The sequence below is a fragment of the Streptomyces sp. NBC_00287 genome (genome assembly GCF_036173105.1).
Lineage (GTDB): Bacteria > Actinomycetota > Actinomycetes > Streptomycetales > Streptomycetaceae > Streptomyces.
This window is the reverse complement of record NZ_CP108053.1, coordinates 9,029,707-9,046,636: the sequence shown is the minus strand read 5'-3', so window position 1 is coordinate 9,046,636 and position 16,930 is coordinate 9,029,707. Positions and strand designations below refer to the sequence as shown.

The window sequence follows — 16,930 nt, the reverse complement described above, 5'->3', positions numbered from 1 at the left end:
AGGCCCGCCTCAGTGATCGACATCGGCCGCCGATCTGTGCTACGGTTTTCGTGTTGCAGTTGTGGTACCCATGAACCTATGTGCGCCTGACGGGAATGTTCCATCGGGCGCATATTTTGTTTTTACCGGCATCTCCGGATGGGGCCTCTGCCTACCAGAAGGAGAACGTCATGGCACAGGGAACCGTGAAGTGGTTCAACGCCGAAAAGGGTTTCGGCTTCATTGAGCAGGACGGCGGCGGCCCCGACGTCTTCGCCCACTACTCGAACATCGCGACGCAGGGCTTCCGTGAGCTTCAGGAAGGCCAGCGCGTTTCCTTCGACGTGACGCAGGGCCAGAAGGGCCCGCAGGCGGAGAACATCGTCCCCGCCTAATCGCTCGGACGCGTATCCGCTCGACCGGGGTCCGCACCGCATGGTGCGGACCCCGGTTTGTGCTGTTTCCAGGAAGGCAAATCACTGCATGACCCGTAGGCCCCAGAAGTCGAACCGGCGCGCCTCGTCCCCCTCACCCTCCGTGTCGTCGCCCAGGGAATTCCGGCTGCCGGAAAGCACGACACCCGCACTTCCCGCCGTCGAGGACTTCGCCGGTATGGACATGCCCGCGGGGCTGCTGAAGACCCTCACCGCGCAAGGCGTCACCACCCCCTTCCCCATCCAGGCCGCCACGCTGCCGAACTCGCTCGCCGGCCGTGACCTGCTGGGACGGGGCCGCACCGGCTCCGGCAAGACCCTCGCCTTCGGGCTCGCGCTCCTGGCCCGTACGGCCGGACAGCGCGCGGAGCCCAAGGCGCCCCTCGCGCTCGTACTGGTGCCCACCCGTGAACTCGCCCAGCAGGTGACGGACGCGCTGACGCCTTACGCGACGGCCGTGAACCTCCGGATGGCCACCGTGGTGGGCGGGCTGTCCATCACCAAGCAGGCCGCTGTGCTCCGGCGCGGCGCCGAGGTCCTCGTGGCGACTCCGGGCCGGCTCAACGACCTTGTGGAGCGCGGGGACTGCGTGCTCGGCAACGTGCGCATCACGGTGCTGGACGAAGCCGACCAGATGACGGACATGGGCTTCCTGCCGCAGATCACCAAGGTGATCCAGCAGGTGCGGTCCGACGGACAGCGGATGCTGTTCTCGGCCACTCTGGACCGCAACATCGACCGCCTGGTGCAGCGGTTCCTGACCGACCCCGTGGTGCACTCCGTGGACCCGTCCGCGGGGGCGGTGTCCACGATGGAGCACCACGTGCTCCATGTCCTGGACGAGACCGACAAGAAGGCCGTCACCACGCGTATCGCGGCCCGTGACGGCCGGGTCATCCTCTTCCTGGACACCAAGAGGTCCGCCGACCGGCTCGCCAAGCGGCTCCTGGCCGTCGGTGTGCGCGCGGCGGCCCTGCACGGCGGCCGCTCCCAGCCGCAGCGCAACCGCACGCTGGAACAGTTCAAGACCGGCCAGGTCACCGCGCTGGTCGCGACGAACGTCGCGGCCCGGGGTATACACGTCGACGACCTCGACCTCGTCGTGAACGTCGATCCCCCCACCGACCACAAGGACTACCTCCACCGGGGCGGCCGCACGGCCCGCGCCGGCGGCTCCGGCAGCGTGGTCACGCTGGTCCTGCCCGACCAGAAGCGGGATGTCACCCAGCTCATGTCGCACGCGGGAATCCGTCCCCGGACGGCCCGCATCACGTCGAGCGACGCGGAACTGACCACCATCACCGGCGCCCGCGAGCCCTCCGGCGTGCCCGTCATCATCGAGGTCCCCCAGCCGACGCAACCGACGGCGTCCCGCCCGGGCCGGAAGTCCGGCGCCGAGGCCGGCAAGGGCCGCCGCCGCAACGGTGGCCGGGCCGGAGCGGCGACGGGTACTACGAGCGCAACCGGGGGCCGCGGCTCCGACCGCCGAACCCCCGCGGCTGCTGGGACCTCCACGACCGGGGGGCGCGGTACTGCCCGCCGGACCGGAGCAGCGGGTGCTACGACTGCTGCCGGCGCCGCGGGCGGCCGTAGCACCGACCGCCGGGCCGCAGCCGGTACAGGGACCAGCGCTGCCTCCGGCAAGGCTGTCCGCGGAACCGCCCGACGCGCGACGGCCGGCGGAGCCACGGGCGGCGCTGGTGCCAGCGGCGGCCGCGGTTCCGACCGCCGCGGGGTCCGTCGTAACTCTGCGACGTAGGCGATCCTTTTCGGACCACCATGTCGGCGCCCGCCGGCGTGGTGGTCTGATGACTCCATGCGTCTTGAGCACTGCGTGACCAGGGACCACATCGAGGTGTGGCACGGGCGCGTGCTGCCGTCGGGCCCTGAACGCATCCCGTTCTGGGTGGTACTGCTCGGCTCTTTCCTGCCGATCCTCGTGTGGGGCGGCGTCGCGTGCTTCGTGTACGTCGTCTACGACCCGCTGGTGGCGGCGGTCCTCGGTGGGCTCTTCGCGTTCTTCTTCCTCGTCGGGTTCGCCCTCCGCCGCAAGGCGAGGCACTCCGTCCGGTGCAGCCTTTACGGTGCGCTGGGAGGGGTGCTCGACAAGTCGATGGCGGGGTTTTAGGGCCTGCGTCGACTCATGGGGCGCTCTTGTGGCGTGCCTGCCAGAGGTCGCGGAGGAGGGCTATTTCGGCCATGTGGTGGATGAACTCGAGGTTGGAGCCCCACAGGACGCTGATGAACGGTTCGTCGGGGTCGGAGCCGTAGGGATATTGCGAGAAGCCGACCGTGTCGAGTTGCTCGTCGGTCAGGGCGGTGATGCCGGCCCGCCAGCGGTCCATCACTGCCCAGAAGCGCTCGGCCGCTACGGCGGCGGAAGGCGTGAAGTCGACCAGTGACTTCGGTTCCTGCTTTCGCTCGCCGAAGGTCCACTCCCAGGTTCCCGCGAAGCAGAAGTGCAGGTGCCCCAGCCGCCACGCGATGGTCGTGACCGGTGACGTGTCGGGCTCCAGCGGGCCGGTGTGGTTGAGGATCTCCTCGACGCGCTCGACACTCACGCTCCAGTCATCGGCGATCTTGGCGACGCTCATGCCGCCGGCTGCCTGGCGGGCGACCTCCTCGTACTCGTTCGCAGGGATCTCCGGGGCGCCTTGGTCGAGGACCCATTCGCCGGGCCCGAAGGCCCTGGGTGTCGTCGCCTCGCTCCGGCGCCGGATCGACCAGCAATCGGAGGCGGGCTCCCACAGGTACTCCTCGTCGCCGAGTCCTGCCAGCCGTACCTGGGCCATCTCCCTGGCGCGGTCGAACTGGTCGATCAGCAGGCCCAGACGGTCGGTTCGCGTGCCCGAGATCTCCATGCCGGCTCCCCCTCGCGGTCGCGTGTCGCGCCCTGCTTCGGGGCGGGAGCCTAACGGCGCGGGCTCATCGCGGGCGAGCGAATTTCCTGCCGGGAGCCCGACTTGCCGAATCGGCAAGCGAGCTCGCCTCGCGGGCCGGCAGCCGCCGGGCGTGGACTTCCGTGGAACACCTGGCGGGTGTGCCAGTCGCGGTGGGCGGTCGCGACCGACCGGGCGCCCGGCTGTGGGCCGACGAGCGGGCGGCCCGCGAGTGCTATGACGTGCTCGCGGGCGGCGGGGCTGTGGCCGACGAAGCGTTGCGAGACCAGGATCCGGTGACCGTCGCCGACGCCGAGGACTCCCTTGTCGAAGAGCTTGTGGTGCAGCGAGCACAGACACAGTCCGTTGTCGACGTCGTCGGGGCCGTCGAACGCCCACCACCGCACATGCGCCGCCTCCAGGCCGACCGGTACGGCGCCGATCCTGCCGTCGTAGCCGCAGAACGCACACCGGTACTCGTAAGCAGTGAGCACCAACTCGCGCATGCGCCGGTCACGTTGGCGCCGCGCGGGCGAGAGCCGCTCGGTCTCCACGGGCTCCATTTCCAGGCCGACGGATTCACACAACTCGCTGTGCAGTGAGGGCGGGAAGTGCAGGTCGAGCAGTACGCGTGCGATCCGGCCGAGCAGTTGGGGGTCGCGTCGGAGCGCTGATCTCAGTTCGGGTGCGAGGCGTCCGGCGGCTCCCGTTTCCCGGAGCTCTCGCAGTACGGGTCCGGGGCTGCCGGGTCCGCGATCGGTGCGCACCTCCCAGACGCCGTCGCTGACCAGGTGGTGGAACGGGTAGGCAGGGGTGGTCTTGTTGGGCGGGCCGTACTCCGTCAGCAGTTTCTGGAGGTCTTCCTCCACCGCGCTGTACCGCAGCTCGCCCTCGGCGTTCTCCTGGAAACGACCGAGGGCGTACAGGAGCAGCAGCGGTTTATGGGGAGCGCGCGTCCCGTTTCTCGCCCACTGCCTGAGCTTCGCGGTGCGTTCGAGCCAGTCCATGGCCGATGATCGTAAGCCGTCGCCCGACGCCTTCACAGACAGCGACCGGGCCGCGCTCAGCGCGCGGTCCGCGGCAAGGCTTCTTACGATCATCATGTGGCACACACCTTCGAGGAGCTGATCGAGAAGCAGCGCGCCGCGGACGAGGCGAACCGCCGGGTCGAGGCGTTGCGGGAGCAGTACGGTCCCCCGGCCGAGGTCGGCTGGTCGGATACGCAGACGCAGACGTACAACACCGCTCGGCGGGCCTGGCGGGACCTTGTGCGGGACGCCCATACGGCCGTTACGGAGTACGCGAAGGAGCAGGGTGCGTCCCTCGGCGGGATCGAGGCTCAGGTGGCGGAGGCCGTGCGCAAGGCCCCGTAGGCGCCGCGGCTAGCGCTCCCCGAGCAGCTCCCACCAGGAGTTGAACCACTCCAGGGTCTCCTCCAGCCGCTCCTCGGGCTGCGCGTGCAGTTCCTGCGCGCTCTCCCCGGGCAGGTGGAAGTACGACGTCAGCACGGTGCGCGAATTGATCAGGTAGAGCTCGGTGGGGGGCTGCGACGCGGAGGCCCTCGCCTCGAAGGTCACCTCGATGGGTGAGCTCCGCACATCTTCCAGCAGGTGGCGCAGTGCCTCGATGTCGCCGCTGTCCCCCTCGCCGCCCAGGGAAAGCAGGCGCACGCGGATCGACGCGGGCAGCACCTGCCCTTCGGTGATGCGGCGCACCTGCGGCAGGACCGCCGCGAGCAGCGCTATGGCACTGCCGACGACAGCGTCGATGCTGACCTCGGGTTCCTCGAAGGCGCGAGCGATGCCGTCCAGGAGCAGGTCGGAGACGGCCGGGGCCCCGGGAGCCGTCGTACGGGCGAAAGGGACCGCGTCGGGGGCGATGATGCGGGTGGCGGTCTCGGCGGTGGTGTGCCGGAGCGCCGGGAAGTCGTCGGTGGTGCGGCGCTCGTCCAGGTAGGCGGTGACCTCTTGGCGTACGAGTTCGCGCACGGTGGCGATCTGCTGCCGGAGCCGGCCGCCGATGAGCGCGTCGCGGACACCGGGGAGGAATCGGAACTCCAGATACGTCGGGTCGGCCCGGTGGTACTCCTCCCAGGGCTCCAGGAGTCCGCCCAACGCCACTTCGGCGAGATGCCCGTGGTCCGAATCGGGGAGCATGACGCGACGTACGAGATTCATCACGGGGAGGGTGAGGGGAACGGCCGAGAGGTATCCCGCGAGTTCTCTGGCGGCGGGCGAGGCGCTCTCCTCGAACCAGCGCACCGCGCGCAGCGCGGCCCGGTCCGTGTCGCCGGCGTCGGTCGGCCCGTCGTCGCCCGGCCCGAGCTGCGGCTCGCCGGGGAACTCGCCCTTGGACCAGTCGGCGTCCAGCGGAAGGCAGGGCAGGCTGTGCCGGCGGCCGCTACCGGAGACCAGCGAGGCGAGCACGGACAGCATCTGCGGGGACGCGTCGACCACCGGCAGCACGGCCTGCGGACGGGGTTGGCCGCTCGCGGGGTCATCGGGCGGTGCGGCGAGGCTCCAGGAGATGTTGGGGGTGGCGGGTCCGGTGGCGCGTATCAGGCAGGGGGCCGGGTGGACGGCACCGCGGGCCCAAAGGCGTTCGGGCAGAACGTTGAGCAGCGCCACCGCGTTGTGTGTGCACCACTGTCCGACCGTCTCGCGAAGTTCGGGCCGGTGCCATACGTCGGAGACCGTGTCGCTCACCAGCAGGATCAGGCCGTGCTGCCGGCCGGTGGTGACTTCCCGGGGGCTGCGTGGCTGGCCGTCGGGGGTGGCGGACACGGTGATGCGCTCGCCCGGTCGCGCGCTGTCGGTGGCGCGCAGGAACCATATCCGCAGGGTGCGGAAGAGACCGGTCTGGGTGAGGAGCGTGTGGATTTCCGCGAGCAGGTCGTGCCAGAGCAGCATCGAGCGGTGGGTGTCCACGACGAGGGTCAGGTCGAGCCATCGGTCCCGGATCGGGCGTAGGACCGGCAGCAGCATGTGATGGTCGATGCCGGCCTCGACGGTCAGCTCCTCGTCCAGTTCCATGCGGTTGCCCGCGATACGGCGGCGGCCCAGGGGGCGCAGCGCACGCATGACGGCGAGGGGGTCGTCCAGGGACGCTGCCCGGCTGACGCGCACCGGTACGCCGTACTGTCGACTTCGCTCCTGCGAGGCTTCGGGACCGCCCGGGGGCCGGGGCTCGGTGGACGGCTTCCGTGGCGGCTCGGTGGCGGCGAACAGGGCGTCGCCCCTCTTCGGGCCCGTACGGCGGGACTTGGGCCGGGGCGGCCCAGGGGCGGGAGATTGCCGTACGGCGGGTTCGGGGCCCTTGGCACGGCCCGGCCGACCGGTTGGGCTGGGGTGATGGTCCGCCACCGGGGCCTGGTGAGGGGCTGCCATGCAGCGGGCCAGCCACAGGATGTCGGCGAGTTCCTCAGGCCCCGTCTCCACGCCGGCGCCCGCGAGAATCTGGTGCAGCCTGTCGATCACGGTCTCAGTGCCCTGGGGTCGGGTCTCCGGTTCGGATCGTCCCACAGGAGTGCGAAGGGGTGGCTGTCGCCCTGGTCCGCCTGCTCCGACGACAGAGCGACACTGGCTTCGATACGCCGTCTGCGCAGCCGGCTCGGCAGGTTCCGCAGGTCGATCTCGTCGCCGGACGCGGTCAGCGCGGAGGGTAGATCGCCTGCGGAGCCGTTCAGCGGTGCGCCCCGCCGCCACACCACGATCGGGACCCCGGACATGTGCGCGGCGTCCAGTGCGTCACTCAGCAGTGCACGGTCACCGGGGACCAGGACGCACACCGGTAGCTCCCCGGCTTGCAGGAGCCTGGAGAGGATGCCCGGCGCCTGGTCTTCGGCGAGGAGCCAGATCGGGTGGCGGGCATCGAGCGTGGGCGCCTCCCACCGGCCTTTGCCGTGGCGTTCGAACGACTCCCATTTCTGCCGCCACTTCTGACGTGCGGCTCCCCTTCTCTCGTCGGGGCAGCGCACCACGACTTCGAAAAGGACCCCCATGGGCTCGAACGTGCCCTCCGGCCCGGCGGGGACCGCCCAGCCTTCGAACTCCTCGTCGATCAGCTTGCGAGGGATATGCACCTCGATGCGTCCGACGCCCGGGGCGATTCCCTGCGGGTCCCTGTCGTCGAACTCCTCGATGAGGGCCGCGATGCGCCCGCCGACCTCGCTGCGTGCCTCCGACAGTTTGAGGGAGGCCTCGGACTCCCACTCCGAGGTGAATCGGCCCTCGTACCGCCATATACGCACCGTGTACGCGTCATCCTGCCTGTGGTCCTTGGCGAGTTGGACGTGGAGTGCGGCAGGCTCCGTCGGGGGTTCCGGTGCGGGTGGTACCGGCCCGGCGCCGATCCGGGCGCGGGTGTCTTCCACCCAGGCGTCCAGCCTTGCGCCCCACTCCCGGTCCTGGGCGTGAGCGGCCAGGTAACGGACGAACGGCAGGGTGAGCGGGATGCCGGGCCGCCCCTGCCGCGCGTCGAGATCGCGGACGATCTCCGTGAGCCCGACCATGGGCGGGCTGCCGGCCAGTGGGGCAGCGCACTCGCAGACGTCGAAGGCCCAGCGGTAGGCGTCGTGGGCGTACGGCGGCAGACCACGGCCCTTGGTCAGGGCGGCGAGTCGGTTCCAGGCCTCCTGGTCCAGTTGCGGGGCGCCGCTGGGGGCGGATGCGGTCCAGGCGTCGCCGAAGATCGCTGAGCCGTTCCATCCGCGGTGGATCTCGAAGGTCGGTGTCTGCCAGATGCCCCCTTTCGCCTGGCGGAGTTCATCGAAGTCGGCCTGGACTCCATGCGCGATGGCCGTCAGGCGGTGCGTGCCCTGCCCGACGCTCAAACCATCGAGCCTGTGCAGCAGCGACCTGGTGAAAAGGCCCGACTGCCGACCCGCCTCGTTCCGGGCCGCCCCTCCTGGCGGTGCCGCGTAGAGAACGAACTGACGGCGCTCGTCGGTCATGGCCCCCTTGCCGTATTCGTGTGCCTCGAAGTGCAGTTTGGGGGTGCGCCGACGGTCCACGCGGCAGGCGTCGACGACGGCGACCTGGTGCCGGAAGCGTCCATGCGCCACGGAGGTGGACTTCCACAAGCGCAGGGCCGAGCCCAGGTTGAGATTGCTGATGCTGGGGGCGGCGGCGTTGGAGTAGGGCAGCAGCGCGTCTCCGTGGTCGTCGACGAAGCCGTGTCCGGCCCAGTAGATCCACAGCAGGTCGCCGTCACAGGACGGGAGTTCATGCAGGAGGGCCTGTTTGATGTTCGCCTCGGTCGCCGGCAGATGCTCCGGAAAGTCGTCCACGCAGGGGACGGTGGTCGAGGGCAACGGGGAGAGGAACAGACGCACGTTGGCGGGCGGCACCTGGCCGGAACCGGTGAGCCAGCGGGCGAAGTGGTGGGCGTCGAGGGCCGCTCCCGGTAGCCGCCAGCCGCTGCTGACGTCGTAGGACTCCACCCCGACCACAAGGGCGTACGTTCGCTGGGCTGCGATGTCGGGCAGGTCGTCGGGCTGAGGGGTCACCCGGCCGCCTCTGACCCTGACCGGCGGGCCGCGGGGAACTTTCCGACGCCCGTGCCGTGCATACAAAGGACCCGCAAACCCTCTCGCCCCCTTGGCCCTTCCCTTTGCCGGATACGACCATAGCGCGGGGTGAGCAGCGGGAATTCGCTCTTGGGTCAGTCCGGTGCCGAGTACTACTCCGCGTTCGCCCACATGTGCTCGTACCATCGCCTGGCCCTGTTCACGATGGCGGTGCTCTCCGGATCCGGGGGCGCGCCGGTCGCGGAGTGGTGGTAGAGGGCCGCGCCGAGTCCGAGGACGTCGTATATCTCGATCTGTTCCTCCGCCTCGAGGTGTACCGGGCGCCGTAGGACGGTGTAGTAGCCGGCGAGGACCTCGGTGCCGTTGAACAGGTACAGCTTCTGCATGGGAGCCATCGGAGTCTCCCTGTGCTCGAAGCTGACGCTCGCCACCTGCCCCACGGCCTGAAGCTCTCGGAGCACGCCGCTGATCGAGGCCGTGAACGAAAACCGCAGAGTTCGGAGACGCTCAAGTGCCCGTCGGTCTTCGGGATCACCCACCGGCGTGGCCAGTTTGAAGTCGCCGTCGGTCCGGGGCTGCAGCAGTCGCACACGAATCGACTCGGGCCTGAGTTCCCCGGCCCGCATCTTCTCGGCACACAAACGCATGTGCAGGTCCAGCGACTCACCCGTCAATGTGAAGGCATCGATGGTGACGTCCCGGGACCTGAAGGCCTCGTCTATATGGGAGTCAAGGCGCACAGGACCTTGGTCCGTCCTCGCCCGGCTTCCGCGTCCGCTCGGCGTCCGGACAACGCGGCTTCCGCTGCCCTGCCGTGACTCGATGTACCCCTGGTCCCGCAGCGACCTGAACACGCCCTGCACCGTGTCGCGAGACACCTCAAAACGCCGGGCGACGTCACGTTGGGTTGGAAGCCTCGTACCGAGGGGGTAAGTCCCAGCCTCGATCTCACTCAACAGCGCCCGCTCGACGCGATCGTGTACGGAGCCTGAGTTCTCCCCGCGGCTGGTCTCCTCTCGTAAGTGGGGGGCAACGCGCGCCGTCCTCGTTGGAATTCCGCGTCCGCTCGGTGTCCGGACTACGCGGCTTCCGCTGCCCTGCCGTGACTCGATGTATCCCTGGTCCTGCAGCGACTTCAGCACACGCTGCACCGTGTCGCGGGACACGCCAAAACGGTCGGCCATTTCACGTTGGGGAGGAAGCATCGCGCCGAGGGGGTAAGTCCCAGCCTCGATCTCGCTCACGAGCGCCCGCTCAACGCGGTCGTATACGGAGCCTGCGCTCTCCCCCCGATCGTCCTCGTTCAAGAAACCCTGCCTGCCTGTCCCGGGCGAACGGGAATGCGTTCCGCGGTCCAGGTGATTCGCGGCGGTACGACCCGCGCGCACAGCGGCATGCCGCATGCGTCGGTCAGGCCCAGGTGGCCGACCAACAGGCCGTCGCGGGCCGCGGTGTCGAGGATGTCGGTGGGGACGGCGTCGAGCATGAGCTTGGCGCGGCGGAACATGGTGAAGGTGCCGGATTCGTCGACGGTGCCCCAGGACAGGTAGATGAACCGCTCGCCCGGGCGGCCCTGCACGTACGGGCCCCGCACGTCGATGCCGGTGGCCGATGCGGTCGTGGTGCACTCCAGGGTCCAGGTCGCGTGCGGCGCATCGCCCGGTTGGAGGTCGAGGAGTTCGGCCGGGCGGTCGCGGCGTTGTACGGCGACGTGGACGTTGCGGTAGCCCGGGTCCTCGCCCTCGGCGGTGAGGCAGGTCAGGCCGGGCAGGTCGTCGGCGTCGATGCGAAGGAGCATGGGGTCATCATCCCCGCGGTACGGCCGACGCGGAACTCGGTGGCGTCCGGCGTGGAAATCAGGAAGGCTCGCGCGCATGGTTTCGGTATTGCAGAACGTGGCGATCGACTGTGCGGACGCCTATGAACTGGCCCTGTTCTGGAGCAGGGTGACTGGCCGTCCGCTGCATCCGGAGGACAAACCGGGTGCCCGGGAGACGCAGGTGATGTTGGCGGAGGGCCCGGTCCTGTACTTCAACCAGGTGCCCGAGGCCAAGAAGGACAAGAACCGCATCCATCTGTGTCTACGCCCCGAGACCACACGTGAGCAGGAAGTGGAACGGCTGCTCGGCCTCGGTGCCACCCTGGTCACGGATCTGCGGAATCCCGACGGCACCGGCTGGGCGGTACTGGCCGACCCCGAGGGCAATGAATTCTGCGTTCTGCGCAGCGAGTCCGACCGAGCCGCGACGGTTTCCGGGATCACGTCATGACGGAGGACGGCGAGCGGTCGCGGATCACGGTCGACGGCGAGGAGTTCGAGGTCGTTCAGCCGTACGACAGCCTGGGGACGTACCACCTCAGCTGGGTGACCGGACCTGATCCCCAGTACGGCTTCGGCTTCCGCATCCATCCCCCGGCGCCGGTCGGCCGGGCCGAGCTCGAAGAGGCCGTCCGGGACTTCCTCTCCCAGGTCGATCCGACCACCGGTTACATCGAGTAACCGGTCACTGCTCCACCCCAGGGTTGAGAAGGGGATCAACCCTGGGCCTCGCCGGTGCGGTCCTGGGCGTCGCCTGTGGCGGGGCGACCCGGCTCAGCGTCGGTTCGGACGGGGTGGCGCTGGCCAGGGCCGGCGCGCGATCGAGGCGCCGTACGGTTCATTACTCCCGTCCGCCGAACTGCCAGTTGTGGACCTCGATTTCGGCGTACCGGTCCGAGGTCAGGGCGGCGCGTGCCGTGTCCGGGTTGGGGGCTCTGAGCAGTATCGCGGTGCCCAGCCAGGTGTCGCCGTCGTCGGACAGCAGGGGGCCGTATGCGATGAGTTCGTTGCGGTCGGGTGGCACGGTGAGGTCGGCGGGCTGCCCTTCGCCGAGGCCGAGTACGAGGTATCGGTTGCCGCCGCTGCGGCCGCCGGGGAAGTCCCACATCGTGCGTCCGAGGAGGTTGCGCCACCGGCGCACCAGCACGTCCCGGTACGCGCCTGCCTGGTAGTTGGGCTCGTCGAAGGCGAAGGCGCGGGCCGCGGCGGAATCGGGCAGGTCGACGATGTGCACGCTGCCCGTCGGTGTATCGCCGTCGTCGGCGAGCGTCGGGCCGCGTGCGATCATCTGCGCCGCGTATCCGTCCATGTAGGACCAGTGCGCTTCGAGCAGTTCGTCGCGCAGGGGGAGGGAGCCGGGGCGGTCGCGGTGGTAGCAGAGGTACTCCATGACGGCAGAGCCTCCCTCACAGGTGGCGGTGCCTCAACTGACTTTGGCCGCACAAGCGTCACGTCCCCTGTTCCAGATCCTCCAGGCGCCTGAGAGCATCACGGGCTGCGTGCTGTTCTTCGGGGGTGAGGCGGATCGCCTCGGCCCGGGCAAGCGCCGAAGCCGCCGCCTTCTTGTCCCCGAGGTGCCCGGCGATGTCCGCACGCAGCACCAGGAGTTGGAACAGCTGCACGCGCGTCGGCTGCTCGTCCTCCAGGTCCAGCACACGGTCGACGATCTTCGCGGCGCTTGCCGGGGCTTCCTTGGAGTCGGCGAGGAGGGACGCGTGGTGCAGGGCGCGCGCGAAGGCATCCTTGGGCGCGGGCCGGTGGTGCGGGTCGTCGCTCGTCGGCTGCCCGATGCGGATGCAGTTGCCTCCCGGATCGGTCATGAGGAACTGCCGTACGCCGTACGACATGTCCTTCAGCGGCCCGATGCGCGGCAGCCCTCGCGTCGGAATCCTTCCGTACTCGGCCTTGAGCCCGCCCCGGAACGCCTCGTACAGCCCGTCGACGTCGTCGGTCTGGACGTAGCAGGTGCTGAACGAGTCGGCCGGCTCATACCGCTTCATGCCGAAGAACTGGAGCTGGATGTCACCGCGCTCGACGACCGCGTACGGATTGGGGTTTCGCTGCTCGAAGGTCACCTCGAAACCGAGGGCGGTGTAGAAGTCGAGCACGGGTTGGAGGGTCTGGCACGGGAGGATCGGGATGGTCTTCTCAGTCATGACTTCACTCTAGTCAACGTTGACTAGATGTTGCGTGCGGTTCCTGCGCGGTGAACGGGGCCGGGTGTTCATCCGTACTTCCGGCCGACGACCATCAGCACTGGGACAGGGTGGGGTGACGTGCCCGAGCAGCAACCGTTGGGATCCATCGGCCGTAAGGAGTCTTTCGCGTCCGCGAGACGCTTGGCCGTCGTCGGGAGTCTGGTGTTCCTTCCGCTGGCCACGGCCTGTGGTGGCGGGGAGGACAGGGCGACCGAGTCGTCGACGGTGTCCGCCGCCCCGGCCGCCGGAGTCGTCGCGCCCGCCAAGGTCGAAGTGATCGCCGGTCTCACCGGCTGCAAGGCCAAGATCCGCATCGAGGCGGACGAACTGCGCCAGGGGCTGTGCCATACGAAGAAGGCCGACTACCTCATCACCACGTTCCCCGAGGAGAAGTACAAGCGGACGTGGCTGGACTCGGCCAGTGTCTACGGCGGGACGTATCTGGTCGGTTCGCGCTGGGTGGTCAGCGCGGAGCCGGAGCTGCTCGGGGCGTTCCGCGAGAAGCTCGGTGGGACGATCCGGCGGCTCCAGGGAATGGGGCCCACGCAGGGTTCGTAACCGCGCTGCCTGACCTACTTGTCGGCCGGCTCGTAGTCGCTGATGACGTACAACGCCTCGTCGTCGATCGCGTTCTCCAGCCAGTCGAGGGTGATGCGTTCAGGGTGGCCGTCGTCGGCGTATTCGGCTTCCGCCTTGTCCGCGTTCTCCTTGCGGGCCTGGTTCAGCTCGTCCAACAGGTCGCCGATCGTGGGGACTTGGTCGGGAGACTGGTCGACCAGCCGTCGCGCGCTGTCGTCGAGTCCGACCGCCTTGGTCACGGCGCCGTCCCGGACCGTCACCTGGAACTTGCCGATCAGCGCGCGCTCTCCCTGCGTCGACTCCAGTGTGTAGGTGTACGCGGCGGGCTCTTCCCAGACCGCCCCGCTCTGCGCCGGACTGCCGTTGCCCTCGTCCTCGGCGCCGCAGGCGACGGTCACGGACAGGAGAGCCCCCACCAGTAGGGCGGCGGAGACTGCGCGGGCGCGTGGGTTCATGGTGCGGTCCCTTCGACACGGTTACTGCTGCTACGACGCCGGTCGAGGGCAGAACGTTCGGACCGAGCCCCTACGCGCCGTTTCCCACGCTGCGCACCCACACGGCAAAGGGTGCGACCTCCGGCTCTGGCGCCATGTCGTGGCCGTCTTCCAGGTCCGACCAAGGGATCACCCCTGGCTGCCGGTCATTGAGGAAGCCGTCGATGAGCGGGCCGAGGTCGTCGTGTGGCAGGTATGCGCCGCCGAAGGGCAAGTCGTCCGCGGCCACCGAGCCGGTTGAGCAACGGAGTTGGCCGGCCTGTATGTCGTGCCAGACGTAGAACGTCGCCACGCCGACATGGCCCATCTCGCGGATACGCGGATACGGAGCCGGAGGGCTGCAGCGGTGCGCTCAAAGGCGGCGCCCAGCAGCACACCGCGATTATCCAGGCACGGCTCGGAGGTCTACCGTCCCTCACGGATGCAGAACCGCCTCCCCGTTCACCCGAATCCCGGTCCGCTCCCCCGGCCGTACGACGACCGGCCCCGCCGCCCGTACGTCCACCGGCTCGGCAAGCCCGTCAACCGTCACCGTGACCATCGCATCGTGGCCATAGAAGCGCACGTCGGTGACCGTGCCGTGGGCCGTCGCGGGGGATGGGGCCGTCAATTCCAGTTGCTCCGGGCGCAGCAGCACCGTGCCCGCGCCGGCAGGCGCGTCTCCGGCGAGCGCAACGACGCCCAGTGCCGTCTCCGCCGTGCCGCCGGCCTGCGTCGTCGCCGGGAGTAGTACCGCGTCGCCCACGAATCCCGCCACCCACGGGTCGGTCGGGCGGCGGTAGATCTGTTCCGGGGTGTCGCACTGGGCCACGCGGCCGTCGCGTACGACCGCGACGAGGTCCGCGGTGGACAGGGCCTCTTGTTGGTCGTGGGTGACGAGGACGGCGGTGGCGCCGCTGAGGCGCAGGGCCGTACGGACGTCCGCGCGGACGCCTGCGCGCAACGCGCTGTCGAGGGCGTTGAAGGGTTCGTCGAGCAGGACCAGTGCGGGGCGTGGGGCCAGGGCCCGGGCCAGGGCGATGCGTTGTTGCTGGCCGCCGGAGAGTTCGTGGGGCATGCGGTCGCCGTAGCCGGACAGCCCTACCAGCTCCAGCATGGCGTCCGTTCGGCGGCGGCGCTCCGTCCGGTCCGCGCCCGTGAGACCGAAGGCCACATTGCGGGCCACGCTCAAGTGCGGGAACAGCGCGCCCTCTTGGGGGACGATGCCGATGCGGCGGCGCTCGGGTGGCAGGTGGACGCCGGGGGCGGACAGGACGCGGTCGGCGACCGTGACGCTGCCCGCGTCCGAGCGCAGGAAGCCCGCGATGATGCGCAGCAGTGTGGTCTTGCCGCAGCCCGAGGGGCCGAGGACCGCGGCCAGGGCGCCGGCGGGGACGGTGAGGTCGAGGCCGTCGAGGACGCGCGGGGCCTGCGGGCCGTAGGACTTGGTCAGTCCTTCGATGCGCAGTTCGGTCATGTTCGGTGCCTCCCGAGGAGGTAGGAGGGGATCGCGGCCAGCAGGATGAGGGCGGCGGCGTACGGGGCCGCGGCGGCGTAGGAGGCGGTGCCGGTCTCGGTCCACAGGCGGGTGGCCAGGGTGTCCATGCCGGTGGGGCGGAGCAGGAGGGTGGCGGGGAGTTCCTTCATGCACACGACGAAGGTCAGCGCGGCTCCCGCTGCCACGCCGGGTGCGGCCAGCGGCACGGTGATCTCGCGCAGGACCCGCCAGGGCCCTCGGCCGAGGGAGCGGGCCACGTCCTCCAGGAGGGGCGGGGCCTGGAGGACGGCGGCGCGTGTGGCGGCGACCGCGACGGGCAGGAACAGCACCGCGTACGCGCCGACCAGCAGCGGTAGTTCCTGGTACAGGGGGTGGGCGTAGCGGACGGCGAAGAAGACGAGGGAGAGGGCGATGGTGATGCCGGGCAGTGCGTGGCCCGCGTAGGCCGCCTGTTCCAGCAGGTGGGCTGTGCGGCCTCGGTGTCTCGCCGCGATCACGCCGATCGGCAGGGCGAGTACGGTCGTCAGCGCGGCGCCCGCGGCGGCGACGCCGAGGGTGGCGGTGGCGGTCTCGGTGAGGCGGGCCGGGTCCCAGGTCGCGGAGTTGCCGACGGCTAGCCAGTAGCCGAGGGTGGCGAGCGGGAAGGCGACGGCGGCGGCTGTCACGGCGGCGCACCAACCGAGCGCCGGGGCCAGCCATTTGCCCAGAGGGGCGGGGTCTGCGGGTCGTGCGGTGCCGGTGCCGGTGCGGGCGTATCCGGCTCGGCCGCGGGTGCGTGCCTCGGTGGCGACCAGGGCCACGGTGAGCACCACCAGGACGACGCTGAGCGCGGCGGCCGGGGTGCGGTCGAAGGACGCCCGGTACGAGGTATAGATGCCGCGGGTGAAGGTGTCGTACTGCATGAGGGAGACCGCGCCGAAGTCGGAGAGCACGTACAGCGCCACCAGGACCGCTCCGCCCGCCGCGGCGGGGCGCAGTTGCGGGAGGGTGACGCGCCGGAAGGTGCGCAGCGGGCCGAGGCCGAGGGAGCGGGCGGCCTCCTCCTGGGCGGGGTCGGTGCGGCGCAGTGCGGCGGCGACGGGGAGATGGACGTACGGGAAGCTCACCAGGGTCAGGGAGAGGGCCGAGCCGGTGAAGCCGGACAGCTCCGGGACCGCCGACAGCCAGGCGAAGGCGGCGACGTAGCTCGGCACGGCCAGCGGCAGGGTGACCAGTACAGCCCAGCCGCGCGCCCACGGCAGGTTCGTACGGGTGGTCAGCCAGGCCAGGGAGATGCCGAGGACCAGACAGGCCGTCACGACGACTGCCGCCAGGGCGACGCTGTGGCCGAGGAGTTGGGCGGCGCGCTCGGTGGTGACGATGTTCCAGGCGTAGCCGGGCCCGTGTTCGAGGGCGCGTACGCCGAGGTACACGAGCGGCAGCAGGGCGAAGGCGGCGGCCAGCGCCGCCGGCAGGGCCAGTGCCCACGGGACCCGCCCGGGCGGCCGCAGCCGCGGGACCGGGCGGGTGCCGGGGTCTTTCCCGACGGATACCCCCATGACGGG

19 protein-coding genes are annotated in these 16,930 nt (G+C 70.0%); 7 read left to right on the top strand and 12 right to left on the bottom strand.

Annotation, left to right across the window (positions count from 1 at the left end):
* Positions 1 to 170 precede the first annotated feature (170 nt).
* The 3 genes from OHT76_RS41075 to OHT76_RS41065 all read left to right on the top strand — a co-directional run bounded on the left by OHT76_RS41075 (position 171) and on the right by OHT76_RS41065 (position 2,541).
* Positions 171 to 374 (top strand): cold-shock protein, encoded by a 204-nt coding sequence (locus tag OHT76_RS41075; protein ID WP_030069301.1) that lies wholly within the window; start codon positions 171 to 173, stop codon positions 372 to 374.
* An 88-nt stretch (positions 375 to 462) separates the two neighbouring features.
* Positions 463 to 2,172 carry a DEAD/DEAH box helicase gene (locus tag OHT76_RS41070; RefSeq protein WP_328875975.1) on the top strand — a complete coding sequence of 570 codons (1,710 nt, stop codon included), beginning with the start codon at positions 463 to 465 and terminating at the stop codon, positions 2,170 to 2,172.
* 57 nt (positions 2,173 to 2,229) lie between these two features.
* Positions 2,230 to 2,541, top strand: coding sequence for a hypothetical protein (locus OHT76_RS41065; protein ID WP_328875974.1), 312 nt, complete (start codon positions 2,230 to 2,232; stop codon positions 2,539 to 2,541).
* 13 nt (positions 2,542 to 2,554) lie between these two features.
* Here OHT76_RS41065 and OHT76_RS41060 read toward each other — a convergent pair whose 3' ends face one another.
* A complete protein-coding gene (locus OHT76_RS41060; RefSeq protein WP_328875973.1) occupies positions 2,555 to 3,274 on the bottom strand; it encodes a DinB family protein in 720 nt (239 codons plus the stop codon).
* 50 nt (positions 3,275 to 3,324) lie between these two features.
* Positions 3,325 to 4,299, bottom strand: a complete 975-nt coding sequence (locus OHT76_RS41055) for a phosphorothioated DNA-binding restriction endonuclease (RefSeq protein WP_328875972.1) — start codon at positions 4,297 to 4,299, stop codon at positions 3,325 to 3,327.
* A 96-nt stretch (positions 4,300 to 4,395) separates the two neighbouring features.
* On the opposite strand from OHT76_RS41055, the gene OHT76_RS41050 reads away from it, so the two are divergent.
* On the top strand, positions 4,396 to 4,665 hold the full coding sequence (locus OHT76_RS41050) for a hypothetical protein (protein ID WP_328875971.1): 270 nt from the start codon (positions 4,396 to 4,398) through the stop codon (positions 4,663 to 4,665).
* 9 nt (positions 4,666 to 4,674) lie between these two features.
* On the opposite strand, the gene OHT76_RS41045 is transcribed toward OHT76_RS41050, so the two are convergent.
* From OHT76_RS41045 to OHT76_RS41030, 4 genes are all read right to left on the bottom strand, one after another.
* Positions 4,675 to 6,768, bottom strand: a complete 2,094-nt coding sequence (locus tag OHT76_RS41045) for an SAV_2336 N-terminal domain-related protein (protein ID WP_328875970.1) — start codon at positions 6,766 to 6,768, stop codon at positions 4,675 to 4,677.
* A complete protein-coding gene (locus OHT76_RS41040; RefSeq protein WP_328875969.1) occupies positions 6,765 to 8,798 on the bottom strand; it encodes a VMAP-C domain-containing protein in 2,034 nt (677 codons plus the stop codon). The genes OHT76_RS41045 and OHT76_RS41040 overlap by 4 nt, the downstream gene beginning before the upstream one ends.
* Before the next feature lie 173 nt (positions 8,799 to 8,971).
* Positions 8,972 to 10,126, bottom strand: a complete 1,155-nt coding sequence (locus OHT76_RS41035; protein ID WP_328875968.1) for a winged helix-turn-helix domain-containing protein — start codon at positions 10,124 to 10,126, stop codon at positions 8,972 to 8,974.
* The gene (locus OHT76_RS41030; RefSeq protein ID WP_328875967.1) at positions 10,123 to 10,617 is read right to left on the bottom strand and encodes a DUF5990 family protein; all 495 of its coding nucleotides are present in this window, start codon (positions 10,615 to 10,617) and stop codon (positions 10,123 to 10,125) included. Before OHT76_RS41030 ends, OHT76_RS41035 begins: the two co-directional genes overlap by 4 nt.
* A 76-nt stretch (positions 10,618 to 10,693) precedes the next feature.
* Here OHT76_RS41030 and OHT76_RS41025 point away from each other — a divergent pair, with 76 nt between their 5' ends.
* Together OHT76_RS41025 and OHT76_RS41020 are read left to right on the top strand one after the other, a co-directional pair.
* Positions 10,694 to 11,089 (top strand): VOC family protein, encoded by a 396-nt coding sequence (locus OHT76_RS41025; protein ID WP_328875966.1) that lies wholly within the window; start codon positions 10,694 to 10,696, stop codon positions 11,087 to 11,089.
* Entirely contained in the window at positions 11,086 to 11,319 is a 234-nt protein-coding gene (locus tag OHT76_RS41020) for a hypothetical protein (RefSeq protein ID WP_328875965.1), read from the top strand. Before OHT76_RS41025 ends, OHT76_RS41020 begins: the two co-directional genes overlap by 4 nt.
* Before the next feature lie 160 nt (positions 11,320 to 11,479).
* Here the strand turns inward: OHT76_RS41020 and OHT76_RS41015 are convergent, their stop codons facing one another.
* Complete coding sequence (locus OHT76_RS41015; protein ID WP_328875964.1) at positions 11,480 to 12,028, bottom strand: YciI family protein; 549 nt, start codon at positions 12,026 to 12,028, stop codon at positions 11,480 to 11,482.
* Positions 12,029 to 12,086: 58 nt separating this feature from the next.
* Positions 12,087 to 12,794: a bleomycin resistance protein gene (locus tag OHT76_RS41010; RefSeq protein ID WP_328875963.1), complete on the bottom strand. Its 708-nt coding sequence runs from the start codon at positions 12,792 to 12,794 to the stop codon at positions 12,087 to 12,089.
* 120 nt (positions 12,795 to 12,914) lie between these two features.
* Between OHT76_RS41010 and OHT76_RS41005 the strand changes: the two genes are divergently transcribed.
* Positions 12,915 to 13,394: a hypothetical protein gene (locus OHT76_RS41005; RefSeq protein ID WP_443049889.1), complete on the top strand. Its 480-nt coding sequence runs from the start codon at positions 12,915 to 12,917 to the stop codon at positions 13,392 to 13,394.
* A gap of 14 nt (positions 13,395 to 13,408) precedes the next feature.
* Here OHT76_RS41005 and OHT76_RS41000 read toward each other — a convergent pair whose 3' ends face one another.
* The 4 genes from OHT76_RS41000 to OHT76_RS40985 form a co-directional block, all read right to left on the bottom strand.
* Positions 13,409 to 13,870: a DUF6174 domain-containing protein gene (locus tag OHT76_RS41000; protein ID WP_328875962.1), complete on the bottom strand. Its 462-nt coding sequence runs from the start codon at positions 13,868 to 13,870 to the stop codon at positions 13,409 to 13,411.
* A 70-nt stretch (positions 13,871 to 13,940) separates the two neighbouring features.
* On the bottom strand, positions 13,941 to 14,201 hold the full coding sequence (locus tag OHT76_RS40995; protein ID WP_328875961.1) for a hypothetical protein: 261 nt from the start codon (positions 14,199 to 14,201) through the stop codon (positions 13,941 to 13,943).
* A gap of 123 nt (positions 14,202 to 14,324) precedes the next feature.
* A complete protein-coding gene (locus OHT76_RS40990) occupies positions 14,325 to 15,365 on the bottom strand; it encodes an ABC transporter ATP-binding protein (RefSeq protein ID WP_328875960.1) in 1,041 nt (346 codons plus the stop codon).
* A complete protein-coding gene (locus OHT76_RS40985) occupies positions 15,362 to 16,924 on the bottom strand; it encodes an ABC transporter permease (protein WP_328875959.1) in 1,563 nt (520 codons plus the stop codon). The genes OHT76_RS40990 and OHT76_RS40985 overlap by 4 nt, the downstream gene beginning before the upstream one ends.
* Between the last annotated feature and the right edge of the window lie 6 nt (positions 16,925 to 16,930).